Here is a 21,063-nt window from a genome sequence, read left to right on the forward strand (position 1 = left end):
GACATCCAGGAATTTGAGCTGCCAGCAATGGCAGAGGAGATTAGGGAAGAAGAGGCTACTCCCGTACCGGGGGCGCCAGTGGGTCGCGAGGATAATATGACCATCAACCTGAAGATGCCCGACATTCAGGAGCTGAAGCCGCGTATTACGGTCTTCGGCGTAGGCGGCGCGGGCGGAAACGCCGTCAATAACATGATCACTGCAGGTCTCCAGGGTTGCGACTTCGTCGTTGCCAACACGGATGCCCAGGCACTGGCCATGAACCATTCAGACAGGCTCGTCCAGATGGGCGTGGCCGTGACTGAAGGTCTTGGTGCAGGCTCCCAGCCGGAAGTCGGCTGCGCGGCTGCCGAGGAAGTGATCGACGAAATCAACGATCACCTGTCCGGATCGCACATGGTGTTCATCACCGCCGGCATGGGCGGCGGAACCGGCACCGGCGCTGCACCCGTTATTGCACGGGCGGCACGCGAGCAGGGTATACTGACGGTAGGTGTGGTGACCAAACCGTTCCAGTTCGAAGGCGCACGCCGTATGCGGATCGCCGATTCCGGTATCGAGGAACTGCAGCGGAGCGTCGATACACTAATCGTCATTCCGAACCAGAACCTGTTCCGGATTGCCAACGCCCAGACCACTTTCGCCGACGCATTCGCGATGGCCGACCAGGTGCTCTATTCGGGTGTTGCCTGCATCACCGACCTGATGGTGAAGGAAGGTCTCATCAACCTGGACTTTGCCGACGTTCGTTCCGTGATGCGCGGCATGGGCAAGGCGATGATGGGTACAGGCGAAGCCAGCGGCGAAAAGCGCGCGCAGCAGGCGGCTGAAGCTGCCATTGCCAACCCGCTCCTCGACGAGTCTTCGATGAAAGGCGCCAGAGGCCTGCTCATCTCCATCACCGGCGGCAATGACCTGACGCTGTTTGAGGTGGATGAAGCAGCTACCCGTATCCGTGAGGAAGTCGACGCCGACGCCAACATCATTCTGGGCGCGACCTTTGACGAAACGCTGGATGGTCTCATCCGCGTGTCTGTCGTTGCAACCGGCATTGACAAGGAGGAAGGCCTTGCGGCTAACACGTTTCCCGGAACAGCAGCTCAGCCAGTAAAGGCAGAAGCTCCGGCAATGAGCCGGACGCCGGAAATCAACACCGCACGCCAGGCCGCAGCCGCTGAAAAGGCTCACGCCGAAGATGCTGCTGCCAAGGCCGTTGCCAACCTGGAACGCGAGCTGGCCATTCCGGACCCGCAGCCTGTTTCCGTTGCCAGCGACCCGGCAGTGGAAATCAAGAAGGTGCAGCCTACGGCTGGATCGCTTGCGGCCAAGCCGCAGATGCTCGACATTGAAGAAGAAACCCGGGCACCTGTTGCAGAAGACACGCCGGTCAGCCAGCCTTACATTCCGCCGGTTGCCGCCGAGCACAACCCGACCCCGCGTATGCCGCGGGTCGAGGATTTCCCGCCGATCGCTCAGCGTGAAATCCAGGCAAGGCAGCAGACGGCACAAGTCGCTCAACCTCAGCAGCCGGCCGCACAGCAGCAGCAGCCTGCAGCTCAGCAGCGCCCGCAGCAGCCTGCTCCGGCACCGAGCTATGAAGAACATGGCGAAGACGACCGCCGCCCGATGGGGCTGCTGCGCCGTCTCGCAAGCGGCCTTGGCCGTCATCACGAAGAAGATCAGGAGCATGACATGGCTGCCGCACCGGCCCCACGTCCGGCTCCGCAGATGCAGCCGGCCCAGCAGGCCGCTCCGCGTGCACCGCAGCAACGTCCCGCAGCCCATGGCGCTGCAGGCCAGCTCGACAACACCGGACGGGCTACGCCGAAGCCGGTGAGCGCGACTGAAGACGAGCAGTTGGAAATTCCGGCGTTTCTCCGCCGCCAGGCCAACTGATTCGAAACTAGATCATCTTCCCTGATCGTTACAGCCCGGAGTTCACACTCCGGGCTGTTTCCGTTACGGAACAAATTTCCTTTTTAATTCAGTGCGTTGCCGGCCTGTGAATCGTTACAAACCGTAATAAAGCTTTATTTCGCCCAAATGGGGTTCGGGACTATGTTCCCAGCCAACGCGGGATCGTTAAAAGTCCGTGACTCGCCATGAGTAAACGAAGGGCTTGTTTCCGCTGCAAACCGGAAGGGCTGGGTTTATGACCGCATATGTTGACCGACAGACGACGCTAGACGATCAGGTGACCCTGACCGGAATCGGCGTTCATTCGGGCAAACCAGCGTCGATCACTCTTGTCCCCGCCGAAGCTGGCGTGGGGATTGTGTTCACCCGCACCGACCAGGAAAATTCAGTCGAAGTTCCGGCTCTCTGGAACAAGGTGTCCGCGACGGCGCTTTGCACCGTCCTTGGCGATCCGTCCACTGAAGGTGTGGCAACCGTCGAACATCTGATGGCTGCGCTGGTCGGCATGGGCGTCGACAACCTGATCGTGGAGATCGACGGACCGGAAATGCCTGTCATGGATGGCAGCAGCGTTGCATTTGTCGAGGCTATCGAGCAGATCGGCCTGAAGCGCCTGGATCGGGGACGCCGGTACCTCAAGGTGAAGAAGACCGTTCGTGTCAACAATGGCACGGCATGGTGTGAGCTTCATCCTTACAACGGCACCAAATTCGACATCACCATCGACTTCGATACGCCGCTGATCGGCCGTCAGCAGTTTGAATCCGAAATCACGCCGGATGTGTTCCGTGACGAACTGTGCCGGGCGCGTACTTTCGGTTACGTGAAGGATGTGGAGCAGCTTTGGAAGATGGGCTTTGCCCTCGGCTCGTCACTGGAAAATTCCGTGGCCATTTCCGAGGACAAGGTGCTCAATCCGGAAGGCACCCGCTGGCCGGACGAGTTCGCGCGTCACAAGGCGCTCGACGCTGTTGGCGATCTGGCTTTGGCCGGTCTGCCGATCCTGGGCCTGTACCGCTCCTACAAGGGCGGTCACAAGATGAACCACGCGATCCTGGTCAAGCTTTTCGAAGATCCGAGCTCCTTCGAAATCGTCGAGTCACCGGCGTTCCGCAAGGTCGGTCAGGTCGACAAGGGCGGCATCGCAGCTGCGGCGGCTTTCGGCCCGGACGTTTCCTGACGCACTTTTGATCGGCCGCTTCCTGGGAGCGGCCGTTTTTATTTCGGCGGAATTCGGAAGCTAATTGCACCGGTTGCCATAAAATTGCTCAAAAAAACCGTCAGATGGCCGATGAGGACGTGACGGGGACCGGTGATTTCCGCTAAACACTCCTGTCGATAAATTTGCAAGGCTCTACGACATGGGCCTTAGGGGCTTTAAAGGCCCGGGAGTATAGGCGTGAACGGAATGGACACTGGTTCTGAAGTGAGCAGAGCCAAACACATGAAGACCTTCCTGAGACTGGCCGTTCTGGCTGTGCCGCTTGCGCTTGCCGCTTGCGGTGGCAAGGACGATCTCGATGAGCTTGCACTCAACGATACGCCGCCGGAAGTTCTGTTCAACGAAGGCCTGTCCCTGCGCGCGCAAGGCAAACTGCGCGATTCGACCCAGAAGTTCGAAGAGCTCGACAAGCTTTATCCCTACTCGGAATATTCCAAGAAATCGCTGGTGAATCTGGCGTTCCTGAACTATTCGCGCGGCAAATACACGGAAACCGTAACCGCGGCGAAGCGGTTCGTGACGCTTTACCCGGGCGATGAGGATTCAGCCTACATGCTGTATCTGGCCGGTCAGGCCTATTTCCGCCAGATGCCCGATATTACCCGCGACCAGGCCGTGACCCGCAAGGCAGCCGGTGCCTTCAACGAGCTGATCCAGCGCTTCCCGGATTCGGAATATGTGCCGGATGCCGAGAGCAAACTGCGGATCGTGCACGACCAGCTTGGCGGCAAGGAAATGCAGATTGGCCGCTTCTATCTGAAGAAGCGCAACTACATTGCGGCCATCAACCGCTTCAAGACGGTGGTGGTCGATTATCAGACGACGCGCCACGTGGAAGAAGCACTGTTCCGCCTGACCGAAGCCTACTACGCGCTCGGTGTTGTCAACGAAGCGCAGACGGCTGCCGCCGTGCTTGGGCACAACTATCCTGACAGTCAGTGGTACAAGGATGCCTATTCGCTGTTGAACAAGGGCGGATATGAGCCTTCGGAAGACAGTGGTAGCTGGATCAGCCGCGCCTTCAAGAGCGTCTGACGCCCAGATCAATCCCAAATTGGCTTCAGCCTCGCAAATGAGGTTGAAAAGGCCCAAACAGGCTCTTTCAAGACGCTTCGGTCCTCCTATATGGTGGGCCGAACTTTAAGGAGCACCCCTGCATGCTGGTCGCGCTGTCTATCCGTGACATCGTTCTGATCGACCGTCTTGACCTTGAATTTGCCACTGGAATGTCGGTTCTCACCGGCGAGACCGGTGCCGGCAAATCCATCCTCCTCGATTCCCTGTCGCTCGCACTCGGCGCACGCGGCGATGCCGATCTTGTGCGCCACGGTGAAGCGCAGGGGCAGGTGACGGCCGTTTTCGATGTTGCGGCGGACCATCCCGTGCGAACTTTCCTGCGCGAAAATGACGTCGATGACGACGGTGACATCATCCTGCGCCGCATTCAGACATCAGACGGGCGCACAAGGGCTTTCGTCAACGATCAGCCGGTCAGTGCCGGGTTATTGCGGCAGGCGGGCGCGCTGCTGGTGGAAATTCACGGGCAGCATGATGACCGTGCCCTGGTCGACCCTGAAAGTCACCGTGCCCTCATTGATGTCTTTGGCGGTCTGACCGCAGAGGCCGAAGCCGTCGCGCAGGCCTTTGCGACTTATCGCGCCGCTGACAAGGCGGTGAGCGATCATGAGAAACGGATCGAAGCCGCGCGGAACGAAGCCGACTTCCTGCGCGCTGCCGTCGACGAACTCTCAACCCTCAAGCCGGAAACCGGCGAAGAGGACCAACTGGCCGCGCGGCGCACAGACATGATGGCGGTCGAGAAGATCGCGGGCGATCTCAACGAGGCCTTCGAAACCCTGAACGGCACGGCGTCACCGATCCCGGAACTTGCCAGCCTGCTGCGGCGGCTGGAACGCAAGGCCGATCAGGTGCCCAATCTGCTCGGGCTGCCTGTCCGCACGCTTTCCGAAGCCCTGGATCTTCTGGAAGAAACGCGCGGCGGGCTGGAAACCGCGCTTCGCGAGACGGAATTCGACCCCCGCGAACTGGAAGCGGTTGAAGAACGTCTGTTTGCGCTTCGCGCCGCCTCGCGCAAATACTCCGTGCCGGTTGATGAGCTGTCCGGTCTGTGTGAACGGATGAGTGGGGATCTGGCGGATCTTGATGCCGGTGAGGACAAGCTGGCGGCGCTGGTGAGTGCTGCGGTCAAGGCCCGGACGGAATACGACAAGAAAGCAGCAAACCTTTCGGAAAAGCGCCGCAAGTCAGCCAAGGCATTGGAAAAGGCGGTTGAGACCGAGCTGCCCGACCTGAAGCTGGAACGGGCAAAATTTATTGTGGAACTGGAAAGCAATCCGGAAAGCCGCAGCCGGTCGGGCATCGATCAACTGGAATTTCATGTTCAGACCAACCCGGGTACCAAGCCGGGGCCGATGATGAAGGTGGCGTCCGGCGGGGAACTTTCCCGCTTCCTGCTGGCGCTCAAGGTCTCGCTGGCCGACAAGGGCTCGGCCCCGACGCTGGTATTCGATGAAATCGACACAGGGGTTGGAGGAGCGGTTGCGGAGGCCATCGGCCTGCGGCTTGCGCGCCTTGCCGGCAGTGTTCAGGTTCTCACTGTCACGCATGCGCCGCAGGTGGCAGCCCGTGCCGCAGGGCATTTCCTGATCGCCAAGGAAGCGACCAGGAAGGATCGGGTCGCAACGCGCGTCCAGCGCATCGATGAAGATCACCGCAGCGAGGAAATCGCGCGCATGCTGGCCGGTAGCGTCATCACCGAAGAAGCGCGGGCGGCGGCACGCCGCCTTCTGGCCGCCGCCGAATAAGCGCATCGGATCGGGGGCTGCCGACCAAAAAAGAGGGCAGGAGCTTTCGCTCCCACCCAGTGGTGCTTTTGAGCTGCTAAGGGCCGGTCTTACGGCTCTTTCACCAGCGGTGCTTGTTTCATGTCCGGCAGCTTGATCTCGCTTTTGCCAATGTTCGGCACATTCAACTCGATGCTCAGTTCATCGTCGTTCGTGAAAAAGCCATTGGCGTAAAGCAGGCCGGCGGCAATCAGTGCAACAACAAGAGCTCCGGCCATGAACCATCCTGCGCTGTTGCGCGTCGATTTCTCGACATAATGCGTTTCACGGTCCTGATAAGCCATTTGTGTCTCCTCATTCCAACAGTCACCAGCGTCAAAATTTGCCGGTTCGATGTGCTATCAACGCTTGAGCCGGTCATTCGGTTCCGCTATCCGGTTTAATCGGGCAATCAACCCGTCCTCTCCCGCTGAAACATTTCGTGAAGACAACATGACCGATACCTCCTTCGCCCAGACCGACATCGAAGCCCTGACGCAGGAGGAAGCGCAGGTTGAGCTGAAGCGGCTGGCGGATGAAATCGCCGAACACGACCGGCGGTATCACCAGGAAGATGCCCCGGTCATCTCGGACGCGGATTATGATGCCCTGCGCCGGCGCAATGCGTCCATCGAAGCACAGTTTCCAAATCTGATTCTTGCAGATGGTCCGTCGGCACAGGTTGGGGCGGCACCGGCCTCCGGGTTCGGCAAGATCACCCACCGGGTGCCGATGCTGTCGCTGGACAATGCTTTCAATGACGACGACGTCCGGGATTTCGTCGGCCGCGTGCGCCGGTTTCTGAAATACGATCCGCTGATGGGCGCATTGGCGGTTACCGCGGAGCCGAAGATCGACGGTCTGTCTCTGTCTCTTCGCTATGAAAACGGCACGCTGGTTTATGCCGCAACGCGCGGTGACGGCACGACGGGTGAAAATGTCACCGAGAATGCGAAGACCATAAAGGACATTCCCGAAAAACTATCCGGCACGGTGCCGGACGTGGTGGAGGTGCGTGGCGAAGTCTATATGGCGCACAAGGATTTTCAGGCGCTGAACGAGCGTATGGCAGCCAACGGCGGCAAGGTTTTTGCCAACCCGCGCAACGCTGCGGCCGGCTCTCTGCGCCAGCTGAAGTCCGAAATCACGGCCTCCCGCCCGCTGCGCTACTTTGCCTACGCCTGGGGCGAAATGAGCGCGCTGCCGGAAGACACCCAGTTCGGCATGGTCAAGCAACTGGAAGCCTGGGGCTTTCAGATCAATCCGCTGATGAAGCGCTGTGAAACCGTCGAGGAGTTGCTTGAGGTCTATCACGGCATCGAGGAAAGCCGAGCCCAACTCGATTACGATATCGATGGCGTGGTCTACAAGGTCGACCGTCTGGACCTGCAGGAGCGCCTCGGATTTGTCTCGCGGTCTCCCCGTTGGGCGATTGCACACAAGTTTCCGGCCGAACAGGCCTTCACCATCCTCAACGACATCGAGATCCAGGTTGGCCGCACGGGCGCCTTGACGCCGGTTGCCAAGCTGGAGCCGATCACGGTGGGCGGTGTCGTCGTTTCAAACGCAACCTTGCACAACGAAGACTATATCAAGGGGATCGGCCAGGATGGTGAGCCGATCCGCGGTGGCAAGGACCTGCGCATCGGCGATACAGTCAAGATCCAGCGCGCCGGCGACGTCATTCCGCAGATTGTCGATATCGACCTGGACAAGCGCCCCAAGGGGTCGGAAGCCTTCGAGTTTCCGACAATCTGCCCGGCCTGTGGCAGCCACGCGGTGCGCGAGGAAAAGGAAAATACCGGCCGCCGCGATGCCGTGCGCCGCTGCACCGGCGGGTTGATCTGCCCGGCGCAGGCAACGGAAAAGCTGAAGCATTTCGTGTCGCGCAATGCCTTCGACATTGAAGGCTTTGGCGACAAGCAGGTCGACGCCTTCTACAAGGAAGGCCTGGTGATGGCTCCGGCAGATATCTTCACGCTGGAGGAACGGGACAAACGCTCTCTCACCAAGCTGCGCAACAGGGAAGGCTGGGGCGCTGTTTCGGCAAAGAACCTGTTCGAGGCAATCAATGCCCGGCGCGAGATCGATCTCCACCGCTTCATTTTCGCCCTTGGCATTCGCCACGTGGGCGAGGGCAACGCCAAGCTGCTGGCGCGTGCCTACGGCTCCTGGGAAACGTTCTACGCCGCCATGAAGGCCGTGCACGATATGGAGGGGGAGCCTTGGGCCGAACTCAACGATATCGACGGCATCGGACATATCGTTGCCGAGGCGCTGGCGGAATTCTTCGCCGAACAGCACAATCTCGACCAGCTTGATGCGCTTCTGGGTGAGGTGTCGCCGAAGGATGCGGAAAAGGTCGATGCCTCGGGCTCGCCGGTCGCCGGCAAGACGGTGGTCTTCACCGGCTCGCTGGAGCGCATGACACGCGACGAAGCCAAGGCCATGGCGGAACGCTTCGGTGCCAAGACCGCCGGGTCCGTGTCTAAAAAGACCGACCTTGTGGTGGCTGGCCCCGGCGCCGGCTCCAAGCTGAAAAAGGCGCAGGAGCTGGAGATCGAGGTGATTTCCGAAGATGACTGGTTCGACCTGGTAGGGGCCTGAAGGCTCCTTCCATCAAGTTTTTCGCGGTTTTGAAGAAAAGACAGGATTTCGCCGGCTGTGAAATGACCTGAACTTCGGGCACCTGCGTTTACTGGATCCCCGCCTGCGCGGGGATGACAAAATAGCGGGCAGGGGCTTTGTTTTCATTTCGCAGGGCACCCCGCCATCCGTTGTCATCCCGGTTTGACGCGCAGCGGCAAGACCGGGATCCAGTAACCCCTAAGTTGACTGGCGCCACTAACCACCGGGTTTCCTGAAAGCTGTCTCGGCTTTGCCAAAATAGCTGCACTAATAGCTGTCAGGGAAGAATTTCACCAAAGGCTCCGCGTTGCATCTCAATCATCAATACTTTGTCTACATGCTTGCAAGTGGGTTAGGCGGCACGCTCTATGTCGGTGTGACGAATGACCTGTTGGGCAGGGTTTCGCTTCACCGTGAAGGCATCGCAAGCCAGTTCACCGCGAAGTATGATGTGCACCGTCTGGTGTATTATGAAGTTCACGAGGAAATCGAGTGGGCGATCAAGCGGGAAAAACAGCTCAAACGCTGGAATCGCGCGTGGAAGATCCGATTGATAGAAGAGCAGAACCCGAACTGGGAGGACCTGTTTTCGAAACTGGTCTGAACCTCTTCCCTTCGTTTGTCGGATTTGGTCAGTTCTCCCATCGAGTGGTTAAGCACTGTAGTCTTGCGATTACTGGATCCCCGCCTGCGCGGGGATGACAAGGAAGAGGCTTCATTGAGTGCCTATCTGTTGTCATCCCGGTTTGACGCGCAGCGGCAAGACCGGGATCCAGTAACCCCTGTGTTGGCCGCAGCCACGAGCCTTCGGGTTTCCTGAACTCTGTCGCCGCTGTGTCAAACCGTGGTCGCTTTACGCAGTTGCCGGGGCAAATCAGGAAAGCCCGGCTCTTGTCCCCACCAAATCGGACATTCGCGCCTCGCCAGCGCTGGTATGTTGCTATATTGTTCTCAAAACAAGCGCTTGAAACCGGACCAGTAAACCATGACCGACCCGGACGGGTACGACGATTCCTTTGACGATCCTTTCCAGCCTATCGGAACGCGGGCAGAGCCCGCGCCTGCACCGGTGCGGCCGCAAGGCGGGATCGCGGCCCGGGCGATGGCGGCACGGCGGGCGCCGGATTATCTGACCGGGCTGAACCCGGAACAGCAGCTGGCCGTGGAAACCACCGAAGGGCCGGTTCTGGTGCTGGCGGGTGCAGGAACCGGGAAAACCCGTGTGTTGACGACCCGCATCGCCCACATTCTGGCGTCTGGCCTGGCACGACCTTCGGAAATTCTGGCCGTCACCTTTACCAACAAGGCCTCGCGCGAGATGAAAGAGCGCATCGCGGGTTTTGTCGGCGGCAATGTGGAAGGCATGGCCTGGCTCGGCACGTTTCACTCCATCTGCGTGAAAATCCTGCGCAAGCATGCCGAACTGGTCGGTTTGAAATCGTCATTCTCGATCCTCGACACCGACGACCAGATCCGCCTGATCAAGCAGATCATCCAGGCCGAGGGGCTGGACGACAAGCGCTGGACGGCCAAGACCTTCGCCGGAATTCTGGATAGCTGGAAAAACCGGGCGCTGGGGCCAAAGGATGTCCCGGAAGGGGAGGCGCGGGCGTTTGCCAACGGTAAGGGCCGCAAGCTTTACGAGGAATATCAGGAACGCCTGTCGATCCTGAACGCGGCCGATTTCGGCGACCTGCTGCTGCATGTCATTACGCTGTTCAAGACCCAGCCCGATGTTCTGAAGGAATATCAGCGCCGGTTCCGCTACATGCTGGTGGATGAATATCAGGACACCAACATAGCCCAGTATCTGTGGCTCCGGCTGCTGGCGCAGGGCAATCCGAATGTCTGCTGTGTCGGTGACGATGATCAGTCGATCTACGGCTGGCGCGGGGCGGAAGTGGACAACATCCTGCGCTTCGAACATGACTTCAAAGGCGCGGTGGTCATTCGCCTGGAGCGCAATTACCGCTCGACCAGCCACATTCTGGCAGCAGCGTCTCACCTGATTGCCTTCAACGAAGGCCGGCTCGGCAAAACGCTGTTCACCGATTTCGAAGAGCCTGACCACGATCTGGTGTCGGTGGCCTCCGTCTGGGATGGTGAGGAAGAAGCCCGCACCATTGGCGACGAAATCGAGTCCCTTCAGGCCAAGGGTCATTCGCTCAATGAAATGGCGGTTCTGGTGCGCGCGTCCTTCCAGATGCGCGAATTCGAAGACCGTTTCGTTACGTTGGGGCTGAACTACCGGGTCATCGGCGGTCCGCGCTTTTATGAGCGTATGGAAATCCGCGATGCCATGGCCTATTTCCGCTGTGTCGTGCAACCCGCGGACGATCTGGCGTTCGAGCGTATCGTCAACACGCCGAAGCGGGGTCTTGGCGATGCGACGCTCAAGCTGGTGCATGGTGTCGCCCGGGCGGAACGAATCCCGCTGATGCAGGCTGCGAGCCAGTTGATCGACACCGAGGAACTGAAGCCGAAGCCGCGTAACGGACTGAAATCCGTGCTCGACAACTTCGAGCGCTGGCGGCGCCAACTCGACCAGATGAAACACACCGAACTGGCGGAAATCATCCTGGACGAAAGCGGTTATACGGAGATGTGGCGGCAGGACCGCTCGGCGGAAGCGCCGGGGCGGCTCGACAACCTGAAGGAACTGATCCGGTCGATGGACGATTTTGAATCCATGGCCGGGTTCCTGGAACATATCTCTCTCGTCATGGACCGGGACAGCGCGGATGTAACCGACGCCGTGTCTATCATGACGCTGCACTCGGCAAAGGGGTTGGAGTTCGACACCGTGTTCCTGCCCGGCTGGGAAGAAGGCCTGTTCCCGCATCAGCGCGCGCTGGACGAATCCGGCCGCGCCGGTCTGGAGGAAGAACGCCGGCTGGCCTATGTCGGTATCACTCGGGCGAAAAAACGTGCGAAGCTCTACTTTGCTTCCAACCGGCGCATTCACGGCCTTTGGCAGTCAACCGTCCCCTCAAGGTTTCTGGATGAACTGCCGCCGGACCATGTGGAGATCGCGGAAGCCTCGTCCAACTATGGGGGCTATGGCGGCGGCGGGTATGGCGCGTCGCGGTTCGACAGCCACGACCCGTTCGACAAGGGCAGCTATTCCACGCCGGGCTGGCAACGGGCACAGCGTGCCAAGAAGTCCTCCAGTGGGTTTTCCGATGGTGGCGGGCGCGGCTATCAGTCTGCGCGGCAGAAGCGACAGGGACCGTTGACCATCGAAGGGGAACTGGTCGCGAAATCCGTCAGTGACACGCCGTCGGAATTCTCTGTTGGCGAACGCGTGTTTCACATCAAGTTCGGCTATGGAGCGATCAAGTCGATCGAAGGCAACAAGCTGACCATCGATTTTGAAAAGGCCGGGGTGAAGAAGGTCATCGACAGTTTCGTCGAACGGCACTGACCGGCGCGTTGCCAGAACGTTGACCGGAATGCTCTCGCACGCTGTTTCTCTTCGATAGGAACGGCAAAGCGGGGGCTGCTCGCTCCTAATGCGTTAAAGGTCAACGCCCTGTGGTTTTATCAGCATGTCGCGCTCCTTCAGGAACGGGTGAATGCCAATCGCTTCCCGCAAGACTTCCTGTCCTGCATCCACCCGGCCAAGCGTCATCAGGATGATTGCCTTTCCGGACAGGGCTCCGAAGTGGCGGGGTTCCAGCTCCAGGGCGCGTTCGATATCGTCCAGACTGGCTTCATAGTTGCCTTGCAGGAACAGGATGAAGGCGCGCTGGTTCCAGCCTTCCGAATAGTCCGGAGCCTCTGCCACGACCTGGTCGAGCAACTCCTTTGCTCCCTGAAAGTCATACCCGTCGCGCCGTCCCATCGCCTCATCCACTTTTTTCCGGATATCCGGGCTTGGGGCAGCATCCAGCCAACTATTCCAGATGTCGTCTTCTATCCGGCTGGCTTCTTCCTCTGTCGGCGCATTTTTCAAGGCCTTGAACAGGACGTCCTGTTCTGCCGTCGCACCGGCTGGCAGCACGAGCAGGGTGAGGCAGATGGCTGCGGCGAGCAGCACCACTTCTGCGGAGTGCCGAAACGCTTGCGAAAAAAGGCGTGTCATGGGTGTTTCCTCGCATTTCCTATGGAAATGGGGCGTAGGCCCGGTTTGCCCAGTCCACCCGCCGTTTCAAGCTGGCATCGGCTGCCGCTTCCCGCTATACCGCACGCCTTGACCCCAAAAACAACAGGCGCGAGCGGCAATGAAAACCATCCGGGTGCGGATCACGGCTGAAGAACTGGAAGCCAAGCGGATTTCCGAAATCCTTGAAAGGGCCTTCGAGGACGACGGCAATCCGGTGACGATCTATGAAGCAACGCCGGATGGGCGCCTCTGGGCGGCTGAAATCCTTCTGTTCGACATGGAGCCGGATGATGCGGCTGCGACCGTTCGTGACCGTGTCGGCGCGGATGCCTTCGCTGCGCAGCTGGAAGCGGAAGAACTGCCGGACATCAACTGGGTGGAAAAGTCTCTGGAAGGGCTGAAGCCGGTGAAGGCCGGACGGTTTGTCGTTCACGGTGGTCACGACCGGGACAAGGTTCCAGGCGGGGCCATCGGCATCGAGATCGAAGCCGCGCTTGCTTTCGGAACCGGCCACCACGGCACGACCGCCGGCTGTCTTGAGGAAATCGACCGGCTGCTGTCGATGCGCGAGTACGACAGCATTCTCGATCTGGGCACAGGCACCGGCGTGCTGGCAATTGCCGCCGCGCTTCAATCCCGCCAACCTGTGCTGGCAACCGACATCGACGCGGTCGCGACGAAAACGGCTTTGGAAAATGCGCGTCTCAACGGTGCTGGACATTTGGTGAAGGGCTTCACGGCCAACGGTATCGATGACCGCCGGTTCCGCCACTACGGTCCGTTCGACCTGGTGATCGCCAACATCCTGGCGCGGCCGCTGATGAAAATGGCCAAATCCATCGGCGAACGCATGACCCCGACCGCAACCCTTGTGCTCTCCGGCCTCAGGGTCGAAGACGGGCCGCGAATCCTGTTCGCTTACGGGTGCCAAGGGTTCATTCTGGACCGGCGCGGCGAAAAGGACGGCTGGCTGACACTGACGCTCGTGCGGGGCAGGAAACACGCCTGATACCAGTTTCCCGTTTGCCGAGGGTCTGCTTGATCACGTCCTCAGCCCGCGAAGCGCGCTTGCGCGCGTCTTAAAGGATCGGCCAAACGCCTCGCGTGGTTCGCCCGTTCCTGTTTCCAAATACAAAAAGACCCGCCGGAAATACCGGCGGGTCTTTTTTTGCACAGTGGTCTTTAACTAACCGTCCTGAGCCCCTTAGAACGCAGAGGTTGAAGTGCCTTCGCGCTCCAGCTGCTCGCGGTCATAGCCGTGGGAGGCCAAGGTCGCGTCGTCCAGCGAAAGCAGGTAGCCGTTGACATAGCGGCGTGCCTGAAGGGAGCGGGCTTCAATCATGCGGTCGAATGCGCGGCGCATGAAGCTGCCGCCAGCGCGGGTCGAAGTGGTTGTTTTCATGGTCATAGTGATCAATCCCATTTGAAGGTCAAGAGCTTCCCTAGGGAGAAACGTCTTTTTTGTTTTGTGGCCTCTATATGCGCTATTGCCGGAGCCGTAGGTAGGCCTTGTAACGCATGCCAGCCTTGCGCTGTTCGCATATGCGAAATATTTTGCTGCAATGCAGCATATGAGGAAGATAATGCTGCTAAAACAATTTAGGCGGAAAAAATATCCAGCTTGATCCGATTGGGCCGCGAAATTATCTTGCCGACATGTTCCAAACTTTTGATGATCTCAGTGATCCTTCCTGTGGTGCGCCGCATGTGGCGCTTCTCAGAGCCGAACTTTCCCGCCGTGGTCTCGACGGCTTTCTCGTGCCGCGCGCCGATGCGCATCAGGGTGAATATGTGCCGCCGCACGATTGCCGGCTGCAATGGCTGACCGGGTTTACCGGGTCTGCCGGCATGGCAGCGGTTCTTGGAGAGGATGCGGCGATTTTCGTCGATGGCCGCTACACCATCCAGGTGAGGGACCAGGTCGACATGGCGGTGTTTCCGGCACGCCACCTGATCAATGAACCTGTGACCGATTGGCTTGCCGAGCGGCTGCAACCGGGGCAAAAACTTGGCATTGATGCCATGCTGCATACAGTGCGTGAGGTTCGCCGCCTGGAGGACATCTGCGAGGCGGCCGGTGCCACGCTGGTGAAGTTGCACAACAACCCCATCGATACTGTCTGGAAGGATCGGCCAGAGCCCCCGCTCGGTCAGGTCTCGCTCTATCCGGTGGAGCTTGCAGGACGCGCATCGAAGGACAAGATTGCTGAAATCCAGTCCGCTCTTGGCGAGAAGAAGGCGGATGCCTGTGTGCTGACACAGCCGGATTCGATCGCATGGCTTTTCAACATCCGTGGCTCGGACGTCACGCATACGCCGCTGCCGTTGTCATTTGCCACTGTTCCGGCGGATGGCAAACCGTCTCTCTTTATTGATGGTCGCAAGCTGTCCAATTCCGTCCGCGACGCCCTTTCCAACCTGACAGAACTCAACGAGCCGAGCGAGTTCAAGCCAGGGCTGGAGGCGCTCGGCAAGGCAGGTGCCCGGGTGATGATCGATCCGGGCCTTGCAGGGATCGGCGTCGCCGATGCCATTACGGAGGCTGGTGGAACACTGCTGGAAGCGCAGGATCCGATCCTGTTGCCGAAGGCGATCAAGAATGAAACGGAACTGAAAGGTGCGCGCACCGCGCATATCCGCGACGCCGCGGCTTTCGTGAATTTCCTGTGCTGGTTCGATGAAGTTGCCCCGCAGGGCGATCTCGATGAAATCAGCGCCGCCGAGAAGCTTGAACAGTTCCGGCAGGAAAGCGGGGTCCTGAAGGATATTTCCTTCGATACGATTTCCGGCGCAGGCCAGAACGGGGCGATCTGCCACTACAGGGTCAGCCGGTCCAGCAATCTGAAGATCCCGGTCGGCAAACCGTTCCTGATCGATTCGGGGGCCCAATACGAAGATGGCACCACCGACATCACCCGCACGCTTGCGGTCGGTGAGGTGAGTGCGGAGATGAAGAAGCACTATACGCTGGTGCTGAAAGGGCATATCGCCATCTCCACTGCAAAATTCCCGGAAGGCACCACCGGTGCCCAGCTCGATACGCTTGCCCGCATCGATCTCTGGAAGGCGGGTCTTGATTTCGACCACGGCACCGGTCATGGCGTGGGGGCTTATCTGAGTGTTCACGAGGGACCGCAGCGCATTTCGAAAACCGGCACTGTGCCGCTGAAATCGGGCATGATCCTGTCGAATGAGCCAGGTTACTATCCGGCCGGCGAATACGGCATCCGGATTGAAAATCTGGAAGTCGTTACCCCGGCACGGGATCTGCCGGGCGGCGAACGGCCGATGCTCGGGTTCGAAACCATCACCCTGGTACCGATGGACTTGCGTCTGATCGAGCCAGCGTTGCTGACAGCCGCCGAACGGGACTGGCTGAATCGCTATCATGAAACGGTTCGCAACGAGATCGGCCCGTTGGTGGCGGCCAAGGTGCGGATCTGGCTGGAACAGGCGACAAAAGCGATCTAAAAGACCCTGGAGGCCGGTTTGGACCGGCCTCTCTGTTTTGAATTGCTGTCTATCGAGCTGAGGTTTTTCAATGCGCGCCGCGGATGTTCTCAAGATGCCGCTATATGCTGCCGAACTGGCAACCGGGGCCAAGTCGTTTCGGGACAACCCGCTGATCGGCAGCCGCCGGCTGAACGAGGCGGGGTTGCACGCCAAGCGCATCAAGCTTGCGGAAGAGATGGCCGACGCGCGCCGCCGCAGGCTGGAGCATCTCCTTCCGCAAGCTGATCGCGATGCTTATGCAAGGGACGGCTTCATCGCCACCCGGGATGTGTTGCCGGAAGCCGAGCTCGCCGCTCTGCGCAGCGAAGTTGAAACAACCCGGTTCGACGCCTGGGACATGCGCCAGGGCAATGCGGTCACGCGCTTCATTCCCCTGCCGCCAAGTGTGCTGGCGGATCTGCCTCACCTGAAAGCATTCGTCTGGAGCAAGCCTTTCCAGAACGGTCTGCGGTACGTCGGGTCGACCAACGGCGATCCTCTGGTCTATCTGCACATCGTCATGACCAATCCGGACACCAAGCGCAGAGCGGACCCGCAAACGGCCTTCCATTCCGATACGTTCCATCAGACGGCAAAATCGTGGTTTTTCCTCTATGACATCGATGATGCCGAGGGACCCTTCACCTATATTCCCGGATCGCACCGCCTGACGCCGGAACGGCTGGAATGGGAGCGCGAACAGAGCCTGTCGGCCTGCGGCGACAAGAACACTCTGCATGCCCGAGGGTCTTTCCGCCTTGCGCCTGAGGAGTTGGAACGGCTGAGATATCCTGAGCCTGTGCGGTTTGCGGTTCCCGGTAACACGCTTGTCGTTGCTGATACGCACGGTTTCCATGCCCGCGCCACGAGCAAACGGCCGTCGGTCCGCGTTGGCATCTACGGTTCGTTGCGACGGAACCCGTTTCTGCCATGGGCAGGGCTCGATCCGTTCGATCTGCCGGGGGTAAGAGGGCGCCAGGCGCGGTTCTACATGGCGCAGAAGGATCTGCAATTCCGCCTGAAGGGCAAAACATCCCACCGGTACGCCGGCAAGATCCTGGCAACCGAACCGTCGAAATTCTGATCGGCCGGAGCGTCCGTCAGAGGGGGCGTCTGCCACCCGTCTTTAGTGGTGCTCTTCTTCGTTGGCCTTGATCAAGGCCGCGTTGAAGTGATTGAGCGCCCGCACGTGGCGCGCCACGCCGATGATCCGCGTCGCATCCTTGCTGCTGACGACAGGAAGCTGCGCTTCGCCGCTGGAATCGAAGCTTTTCAACGCGCTTTCAAGCGAGTCGGTGTCATGCAGATAGGCGCCGTCCTCGCCCGGCCGGAACACCCGGTCCTGTTCGTTGGCGGGGGGAGGGCCCATGAAGTCCTTCACCTTCACCGTTTCGCTCAAAAAGCGGTGAATGCCATCGTTCACGAAGTACCCGCGCAGTCCGAGCAGCCAATGGAAATAGGATTTCCCGTGGACCGCCTGGGTCAGGCCAGTTGCGATCGAAACAGTCAGTAGCAGGGCGATGGACAGCGTGTAACCACCGGTCAGCTCGAACACGATCATAGTCGTTGAAAAGGGCGCCCCGAGAACGGCGGCGGCAACGGCTCCCATGCCCAGAATGGCGTAAAGGCCTTCGCTTGAAGCCAGTTCGGGAAAGACAGAGGCGGCGATCAGTCCGAAGGCCCCTCCGGTCATCGCCCCGATATAGAGCGACGGTGAAAAGATGCCGCCGCCAAAGCGGGACGCGAGCGTTATCGCGGTGGCCGCTGTTTTGGCAACGAGCAACACCAGTAGCATCGCCAGCGGGATTTGATCCTTCAGCGCAGCATCCGTGGTTTCATAGCCAACGCCGAGAACATCGGGAAAGACCAGTGCAATCAACCCGACCACGAAGCCTCCGATAACAGGTCTCAGCCAGACGGGTATCGAGATGTTCCGCGCGAACCAGTCCGTTCCGATCAATGCGAACTGGAACAGGATCGCCACCAGGGCAGAGACAAGGCCGAGCAGGGCGAACGCCGGAAATTCCCAATAGGAGGTGATCTGGTGTCCTGGGATCACGAAAGCGGCGACATCACCGAACCAGAGCCGCGAAAACACGGTGCCTGTGACGGCCGCAATCGCGATAGGCGAAATCGCCGACATGGCATAGTGGCCGAGAATGACCTCATGGGCGAACAGAACCCCTGCGATGGGCGCGTTGAAGGATGCCGAGACCGCACTGGCAACACCGCAAGCCAGCAGAATGCGGTGCGCGGATTCGGGAAGCTGAAACAGGCGGCCGACCGACGCCCCGATGGTCGCGCCCAGATGGACGACGGGGCCTTCGCGCCCGGCACTGGCACCGAAGCCGAGCGACAACGCGGTGATCAGGGCAGATGAAATGCCTGGCCAGAACGGCAGTCCGCGCCCCCCCTTCACCCGGGCCTCGATCACATCCGAGACACTGAAAGTTCTCTGCATCGGCTGCATGTACTGAAGCAGTAGACCAACCAGCAGTCCGCCGATGGTGGGGCCGGCGACAATCACGTACCAAGGCAGGGTTGCGGCAGCGCTGACGACATGTTCCGTCGCGGTGCCGAGCCAGGGCACCTGCACGAGACTGATGATCTCGCGAAAGATAATGGCCGCCCAGGAAACGAAGGTGCCAATCAGAAGGGCCAGTAGCCAGACGATATGGCTTTTCTGACGCAGAAATTCTCTGATGTTGAGCCAGATGCCTGCGAAAAGCCTGACGATGCCGGAACGAATGGCAGGAACGAGCCTAAAGAAAAAGTTCAATCGATCTGGCATTTGGTCGGCGGCACTCACCTGGAAACAAGAGCCAATCTGGCACACGCGCCCATATTAAGGACGAACAGCTTTACTTCATCGACAAAATCAAAAAAAAAGCGCTTGTCCCTTGATTTTCATGTGTTCAGGTTTAAGGAGGGGACGTCGAAGCCTTGAGCCAAGTTGCCGTTGCGGTCGCCGAGACCGGTTGTCAGGGGCTTCGGCAATCGCCATAGTTTGCCCTTTCAGCCAAAAAGTGTTGGCCTGCCATGTCCGTTGTTGAACCGTCCGATACCCAGTCACTGCCCGGTGATGGGGCTCCCGACGAGATAAAAGAACGCGTTTTTTCTGTTCCGTTGCTGTGTCTTGTTGCGTTCTTCATAGGGATCGTTGCAGCCGCCGGAGCGGTGTTCTTCCGATATCTTATCTCGATCGTTCACAACCTTTTCTATTACGGAAAATTTTCGACCGTTTACGACGCAAACCAGTTCGCGGAAGCCAGCCCGCTTGGTGCCCTGGTCATTCTTGTGCCTGTCATCGGCGGCCTGATCGTGGTTTTTCTGGTGCGGACCTTCGCGCCCGAAGCCAAGGGCCATGGTGTGCCGGAGGTCATGTTCGCGATCTACCACAAGAAGGGCGACGTGCGCGGCGTTGTGGCACTGGTCAAGTCCTTCGCGTCTGCGATTTCCATTGGCACAGGCGCCTCTGTCGGCCGTGAGGGCCCCATCATCCAGATCGGCGCTTCTTTCGGCTCGACAATCGCCAGGGCCCTGCATCTGCCCAGATGGCAGAAAATCACGCTGCTGTCGGCGGGCGCCGGGGCAGGGATTGCGGCCACTTTCAACACGCCGCTGGGCGGTGTGCTCTTTGCGGTCGAGATGCTCTTGCCTGAGGTCAGCAACCGGACTTTCCTGCCGGTGGTTGTTGCCACCGCAACGGCGACCTATGCCGGCCGCATTGCCTTTGGTCTCGACCCTGCCTTTATCGTTCCGATCTCGGCGGAAAAGGCGATCGAAGCCATCGACCCGATCCAACTTGGCGCCTATGCGCTGCTTGGCGTGCTGGCGGGCATCGCCTCCTGGGCTTTCATCCGCACGCTTGCCTGGTGCGAGGATGTGTTCCCCCAGCTTCCGGGCAATGATTACACCCAGAACATCATCGGCATGCTGATGATCGGCACGCTGAGCTATGCTCTGATGCTGACCACCGGTCATTACCACACGGCCGGTGTCGGCTATGCGACGATCCAGGATATCCTCAACTCGACGCCGTATACGCTTGTTCTGCTGGCTGTTCTGTTCATCGCGAAGATCATCGCGACATCGATCAGCCTTGGCGCAGGGGCGTCGGGCGGTGTGTTCTCGCCCTCGCTGTTCATCGGCGCGACGCTGGGCGGCATGGTCGGTGTCCTGTGTTCTCACCTCTTCCCGGACAGCGGGTTCACACCTGTGGAATTTGCCCTTGTGGGCATGGGGGCTCTTGTGGGCGGCGCGACCGGGGCGTCGATGACCGCCATCGTGATGATCTTCGAGATGACCCGCGACTACAACGTCATCGTGCCGCTGGTTCTGGCGGTCGCGATTGCGGTTGGTATGCGGCGCTGGCTCATCACGGACAACATCTACACCGTCAAACTGCGCCATCGTGGCAAACCGATCCCTCAGAATCGGCACACCAACATGTATCTGGTGCAGCCGATCAAAGAAGTGATGGCGAAGAACTTCGTGATCCTGCCGCTCGATACGCCGATCCAGGAAGCCATTTCCGCGGTGAGCGCCGATGGAGCTTCCCACATCATCGCGTCCGATGGGGCTCGTATCGCCGGTTTCGTGCGCCTCGGCACAATTCCGTATCAAGCCGACCGTATTGCCGGGCAGACACTGCGCGCAGTCCTCTCGAGCGACTTCGTGGTTGCCCCGGCTACGAATATCATGAACTCGGTGATTACCCGCATGAACAACCGCAACCGCAGCTGCGCGATCATCGTCTCCGGCGACGGCCGCATTCCGCGCCCGGACGATGTGGTCGGTGTCGTCGATTCCAAGGAAATTGCCGGCGTGGTTGTCTCCAACCACTACGGCTGAGA

General features: G+C 59.6%; 15 protein-coding genes. 11 read left to right on the top strand and 4 right to left on the bottom strand.

What is annotated here, in order from left to right; genetic code table 11:
* Nucleotides 1-96: 96 nt before the first annotated feature.
* The 4 genes from ftsZ (at nucleotide 97) to recN (ending at nucleotide 5,964) form a co-directional block, all read left to right on the top strand.
* On the top strand, nucleotides 97-1,896 hold the full coding sequence (gene ftsZ, locus FMN63_RS20615) for a cell division protein FtsZ (RefSeq protein ID WP_148587274.1): 1,800 nt from the start codon (nucleotides 97-99) through the stop codon (nucleotides 1,894-1,896).
* Between the two features lie 256 nt (nucleotides 1,897-2,152).
* Nucleotides 2,153-3,097, top strand: a complete 945-nt coding sequence (gene lpxC, locus FMN63_RS20620; protein ID WP_148586042.1) for a UDP-3-O-acyl-N-acetylglucosamine deacetylase — start codon at nucleotides 2,153-2,155, stop codon at nucleotides 3,095-3,097.
* 264 nt (nucleotides 3,098-3,361) lie between these two features.
* The gene (locus tag FMN63_RS20625) at nucleotides 3,362-4,174 is read left to right on the top strand and encodes an outer membrane protein assembly factor BamD (RefSeq protein ID WP_148587275.1); all 813 of its coding nucleotides are present in this window, start codon (nucleotides 3,362-3,364) and stop codon (nucleotides 4,172-4,174) included.
* Between the two features lie 122 nt (nucleotides 4,175-4,296).
* Nucleotides 4,297-5,964 (top strand): DNA repair protein RecN, encoded by a 1,668-nt coding sequence (gene recN / locus FMN63_RS20630; RefSeq protein ID WP_148586043.1) that lies wholly within the window; start codon nucleotides 4,297-4,299, stop codon nucleotides 5,962-5,964.
* 89 nt (nucleotides 5,965-6,053) lie between these two features.
* Here recN and FMN63_RS20635 read toward each other — a convergent pair whose 3' ends face one another.
* Entirely contained in the window at nucleotides 6,054-6,287 is a 234-nt protein-coding gene (locus FMN63_RS20635; RefSeq protein WP_148586044.1) for a hypothetical protein, read from the bottom strand.
* Between the two features lie 148 nt (nucleotides 6,288-6,435).
* Here FMN63_RS20635 and ligA point away from each other — a divergent pair, with 148 nt between their 5' ends.
* The 3 genes from ligA (at nucleotide 6,436) to FMN63_RS20650 (ending at nucleotide 12,034) form a co-directional block, all read left to right on the top strand.
* Nucleotides 6,436-8,589 (top strand): NAD-dependent DNA ligase LigA, encoded by a 2,154-nt coding sequence (gene ligA / locus FMN63_RS20640; protein ID WP_148586045.1) that lies wholly within the window; start codon nucleotides 6,436-6,438, stop codon nucleotides 8,587-8,589.
* A gap of 328 nt (nucleotides 8,590-8,917) precedes the next feature.
* Nucleotides 8,918-9,214, top strand: coding sequence for a GIY-YIG nuclease family protein (locus FMN63_RS20645; RefSeq protein WP_148586046.1), 297 nt, complete (start codon nucleotides 8,918-8,920; stop codon nucleotides 9,212-9,214).
* Nucleotides 9,215-9,595: 381 nt separating this feature from the next.
* The gene (locus FMN63_RS20650; RefSeq protein WP_148586047.1) at nucleotides 9,596-12,034 is read left to right on the top strand and encodes an ATP-dependent helicase; all 2,439 of its coding nucleotides are present in this window, start codon (nucleotides 9,596-9,598) and stop codon (nucleotides 12,032-12,034) included.
* Between the two features lie 93 nt (nucleotides 12,035-12,127).
* Here the strand turns inward: FMN63_RS20650 and FMN63_RS20655 are convergent, their stop codons facing one another.
* Nucleotides 12,128-12,694, bottom strand: a complete 567-nt coding sequence (locus tag FMN63_RS20655; protein WP_148586048.1) for a tetratricopeptide repeat protein — start codon at nucleotides 12,692-12,694, stop codon at nucleotides 12,128-12,130.
* A gap of 139 nt (nucleotides 12,695-12,833) precedes the next feature.
* Here FMN63_RS20655 and FMN63_RS20660 point away from each other — a divergent pair, with 139 nt between their 5' ends.
* Nucleotides 12,834-13,724 carry a 50S ribosomal protein L11 methyltransferase gene (locus FMN63_RS20660; protein WP_148586049.1) on the top strand — a complete coding sequence of 297 codons (891 nt, stop codon included), beginning with the start codon at nucleotides 12,834-12,836 and terminating at the stop codon, nucleotides 13,722-13,724.
* Between the two features lie 195 nt (nucleotides 13,725-13,919).
* On the opposite strand, the gene FMN63_RS20665 is transcribed toward FMN63_RS20660, so the two are convergent.
* Nucleotides 13,920-14,123 carry a hypothetical protein gene (locus FMN63_RS20665; RefSeq protein WP_286192717.1) on the bottom strand — a complete coding sequence of 68 codons (204 nt, stop codon included), beginning with the start codon at nucleotides 14,121-14,123 and terminating at the stop codon, nucleotides 13,920-13,922.
* 248 nt (nucleotides 14,124-14,371) lie between these two features.
* Here FMN63_RS20665 and FMN63_RS20670 point away from each other — a divergent pair, with 248 nt between their 5' ends.
* Nucleotides 14,372-16,186, top strand: coding sequence for an aminopeptidase P family protein (locus FMN63_RS20670; RefSeq protein ID WP_148586051.1), 1,815 nt, complete (start codon nucleotides 14,372-14,374; stop codon nucleotides 16,184-16,186).
* 70 nt (nucleotides 16,187-16,256) lie between these two features.
* Complete coding sequence (locus FMN63_RS20675; RefSeq protein WP_148586052.1) at nucleotides 16,257-17,291, top strand: phytanoyl-CoA dioxygenase family protein; 1,035 nt, start codon at nucleotides 16,257-16,259, stop codon at nucleotides 17,289-17,291.
* A 42-nt stretch (nucleotides 17,292-17,333) separates the two neighbouring features.
* Here FMN63_RS20675 and FMN63_RS20680 read toward each other — a convergent pair whose 3' ends face one another.
* On the bottom strand, nucleotides 17,334-18,986 hold the full coding sequence (locus FMN63_RS20680) for a chloride channel protein (protein ID WP_148586053.1): 1,653 nt from the start codon (nucleotides 18,984-18,986) through the stop codon (nucleotides 17,334-17,336).
* Nucleotides 18,987-19,246: 260 nt separating this feature from the next.
* On the opposite strand from FMN63_RS20680, the gene FMN63_RS20685 reads away from it, so the two are divergent.
* Nucleotides 19,247-21,061, top strand: a complete 1,815-nt coding sequence (locus FMN63_RS20685; protein WP_148586054.1) for a chloride channel protein — start codon at nucleotides 19,247-19,249, stop codon at nucleotides 21,059-21,061.
* Nucleotides 21,062-21,063: the final 2 nt, after the last annotated feature.

The organism is Stappia sp. BW2 (assembly GCF_008107695.1).
Taxonomy (GTDB): Bacteria; Pseudomonadota; Alphaproteobacteria; order Rhizobiales; family Stappiaceae; genus Roseibium.

Excerpts from the sequence above, each read along its gene's own strand:
- ftsZ (WP_148587274.1), top strand. The coding sequence starts at position 97 with ATGACCATCAACCTGAAGATGCCCGACATTCAGGAGCTGAAGCCGCGT.
- lpxC (WP_148586042.1), top strand. The coding sequence starts at position 2,153 with ATGACCGCATATGTTGACCGACAGACGACGCTAGACGATCAGGTGACC.
- FMN63_RS20625 (WP_148587275.1), top strand. The coding sequence starts at position 3,362 with ATGAAGACCTTCCTGAGACTGGCCGTTCTGGCTGTGCCGCTTGCGCTT.
- recN (WP_148586043.1), top strand. The coding sequence starts at position 4,297 with ATGCTGGTCGCGCTGTCTATCCGTGACATCGTTCTGATCGACCGTCTT.
- FMN63_RS20635 (WP_148586044.1), bottom strand. The coding sequence starts at position 6,287 with ATGGCTTATCAGGACCGTGAAACGCATTATGTCGAGAAATCGACGCGC.
- ligA (WP_148586045.1), top strand. The coding sequence starts at position 6,436 with ATGACCGATACCTCCTTCGCCCAGACCGACATCGAAGCCCTGACGCAG.
- FMN63_RS20650 (WP_148586047.1), top strand. The coding sequence starts at position 9,596 with ATGACCGACCCGGACGGGTACGACGATTCCTTTGACGATCCTTTCCAG.
- FMN63_RS20655 (WP_148586048.1), bottom strand. The coding sequence starts at position 12,694 with ATGACACGCCTTTTTTCGCAAGCGTTTCGGCACTCCGCAGAAGTGGTG.
- FMN63_RS20660 (WP_148586049.1), top strand. The coding sequence starts at position 12,834 with ATGAAAACCATCCGGGTGCGGATCACGGCTGAAGAACTGGAAGCCAAG.
- FMN63_RS20665 (WP_286192717.1), bottom strand. The coding sequence starts at position 14,123 with ATGACCATGAAAACAACCACTTCGACCCGCGCTGGCGGCAGCTTCATG.
- FMN63_RS20670 (WP_148586051.1), top strand. The coding sequence starts at position 14,372 with ATGTTCCAAACTTTTGATGATCTCAGTGATCCTTCCTGTGGTGCGCCG.
- FMN63_RS20675 (WP_148586052.1), top strand. The coding sequence starts at position 16,257 with ATGCGCGCCGCGGATGTTCTCAAGATGCCGCTATATGCTGCCGAACTG.
- FMN63_RS20685 (WP_148586054.1), top strand. The coding sequence starts at position 19,247 with ATGTCCGTTGTTGAACCGTCCGATACCCAGTCACTGCCCGGTGATGGG.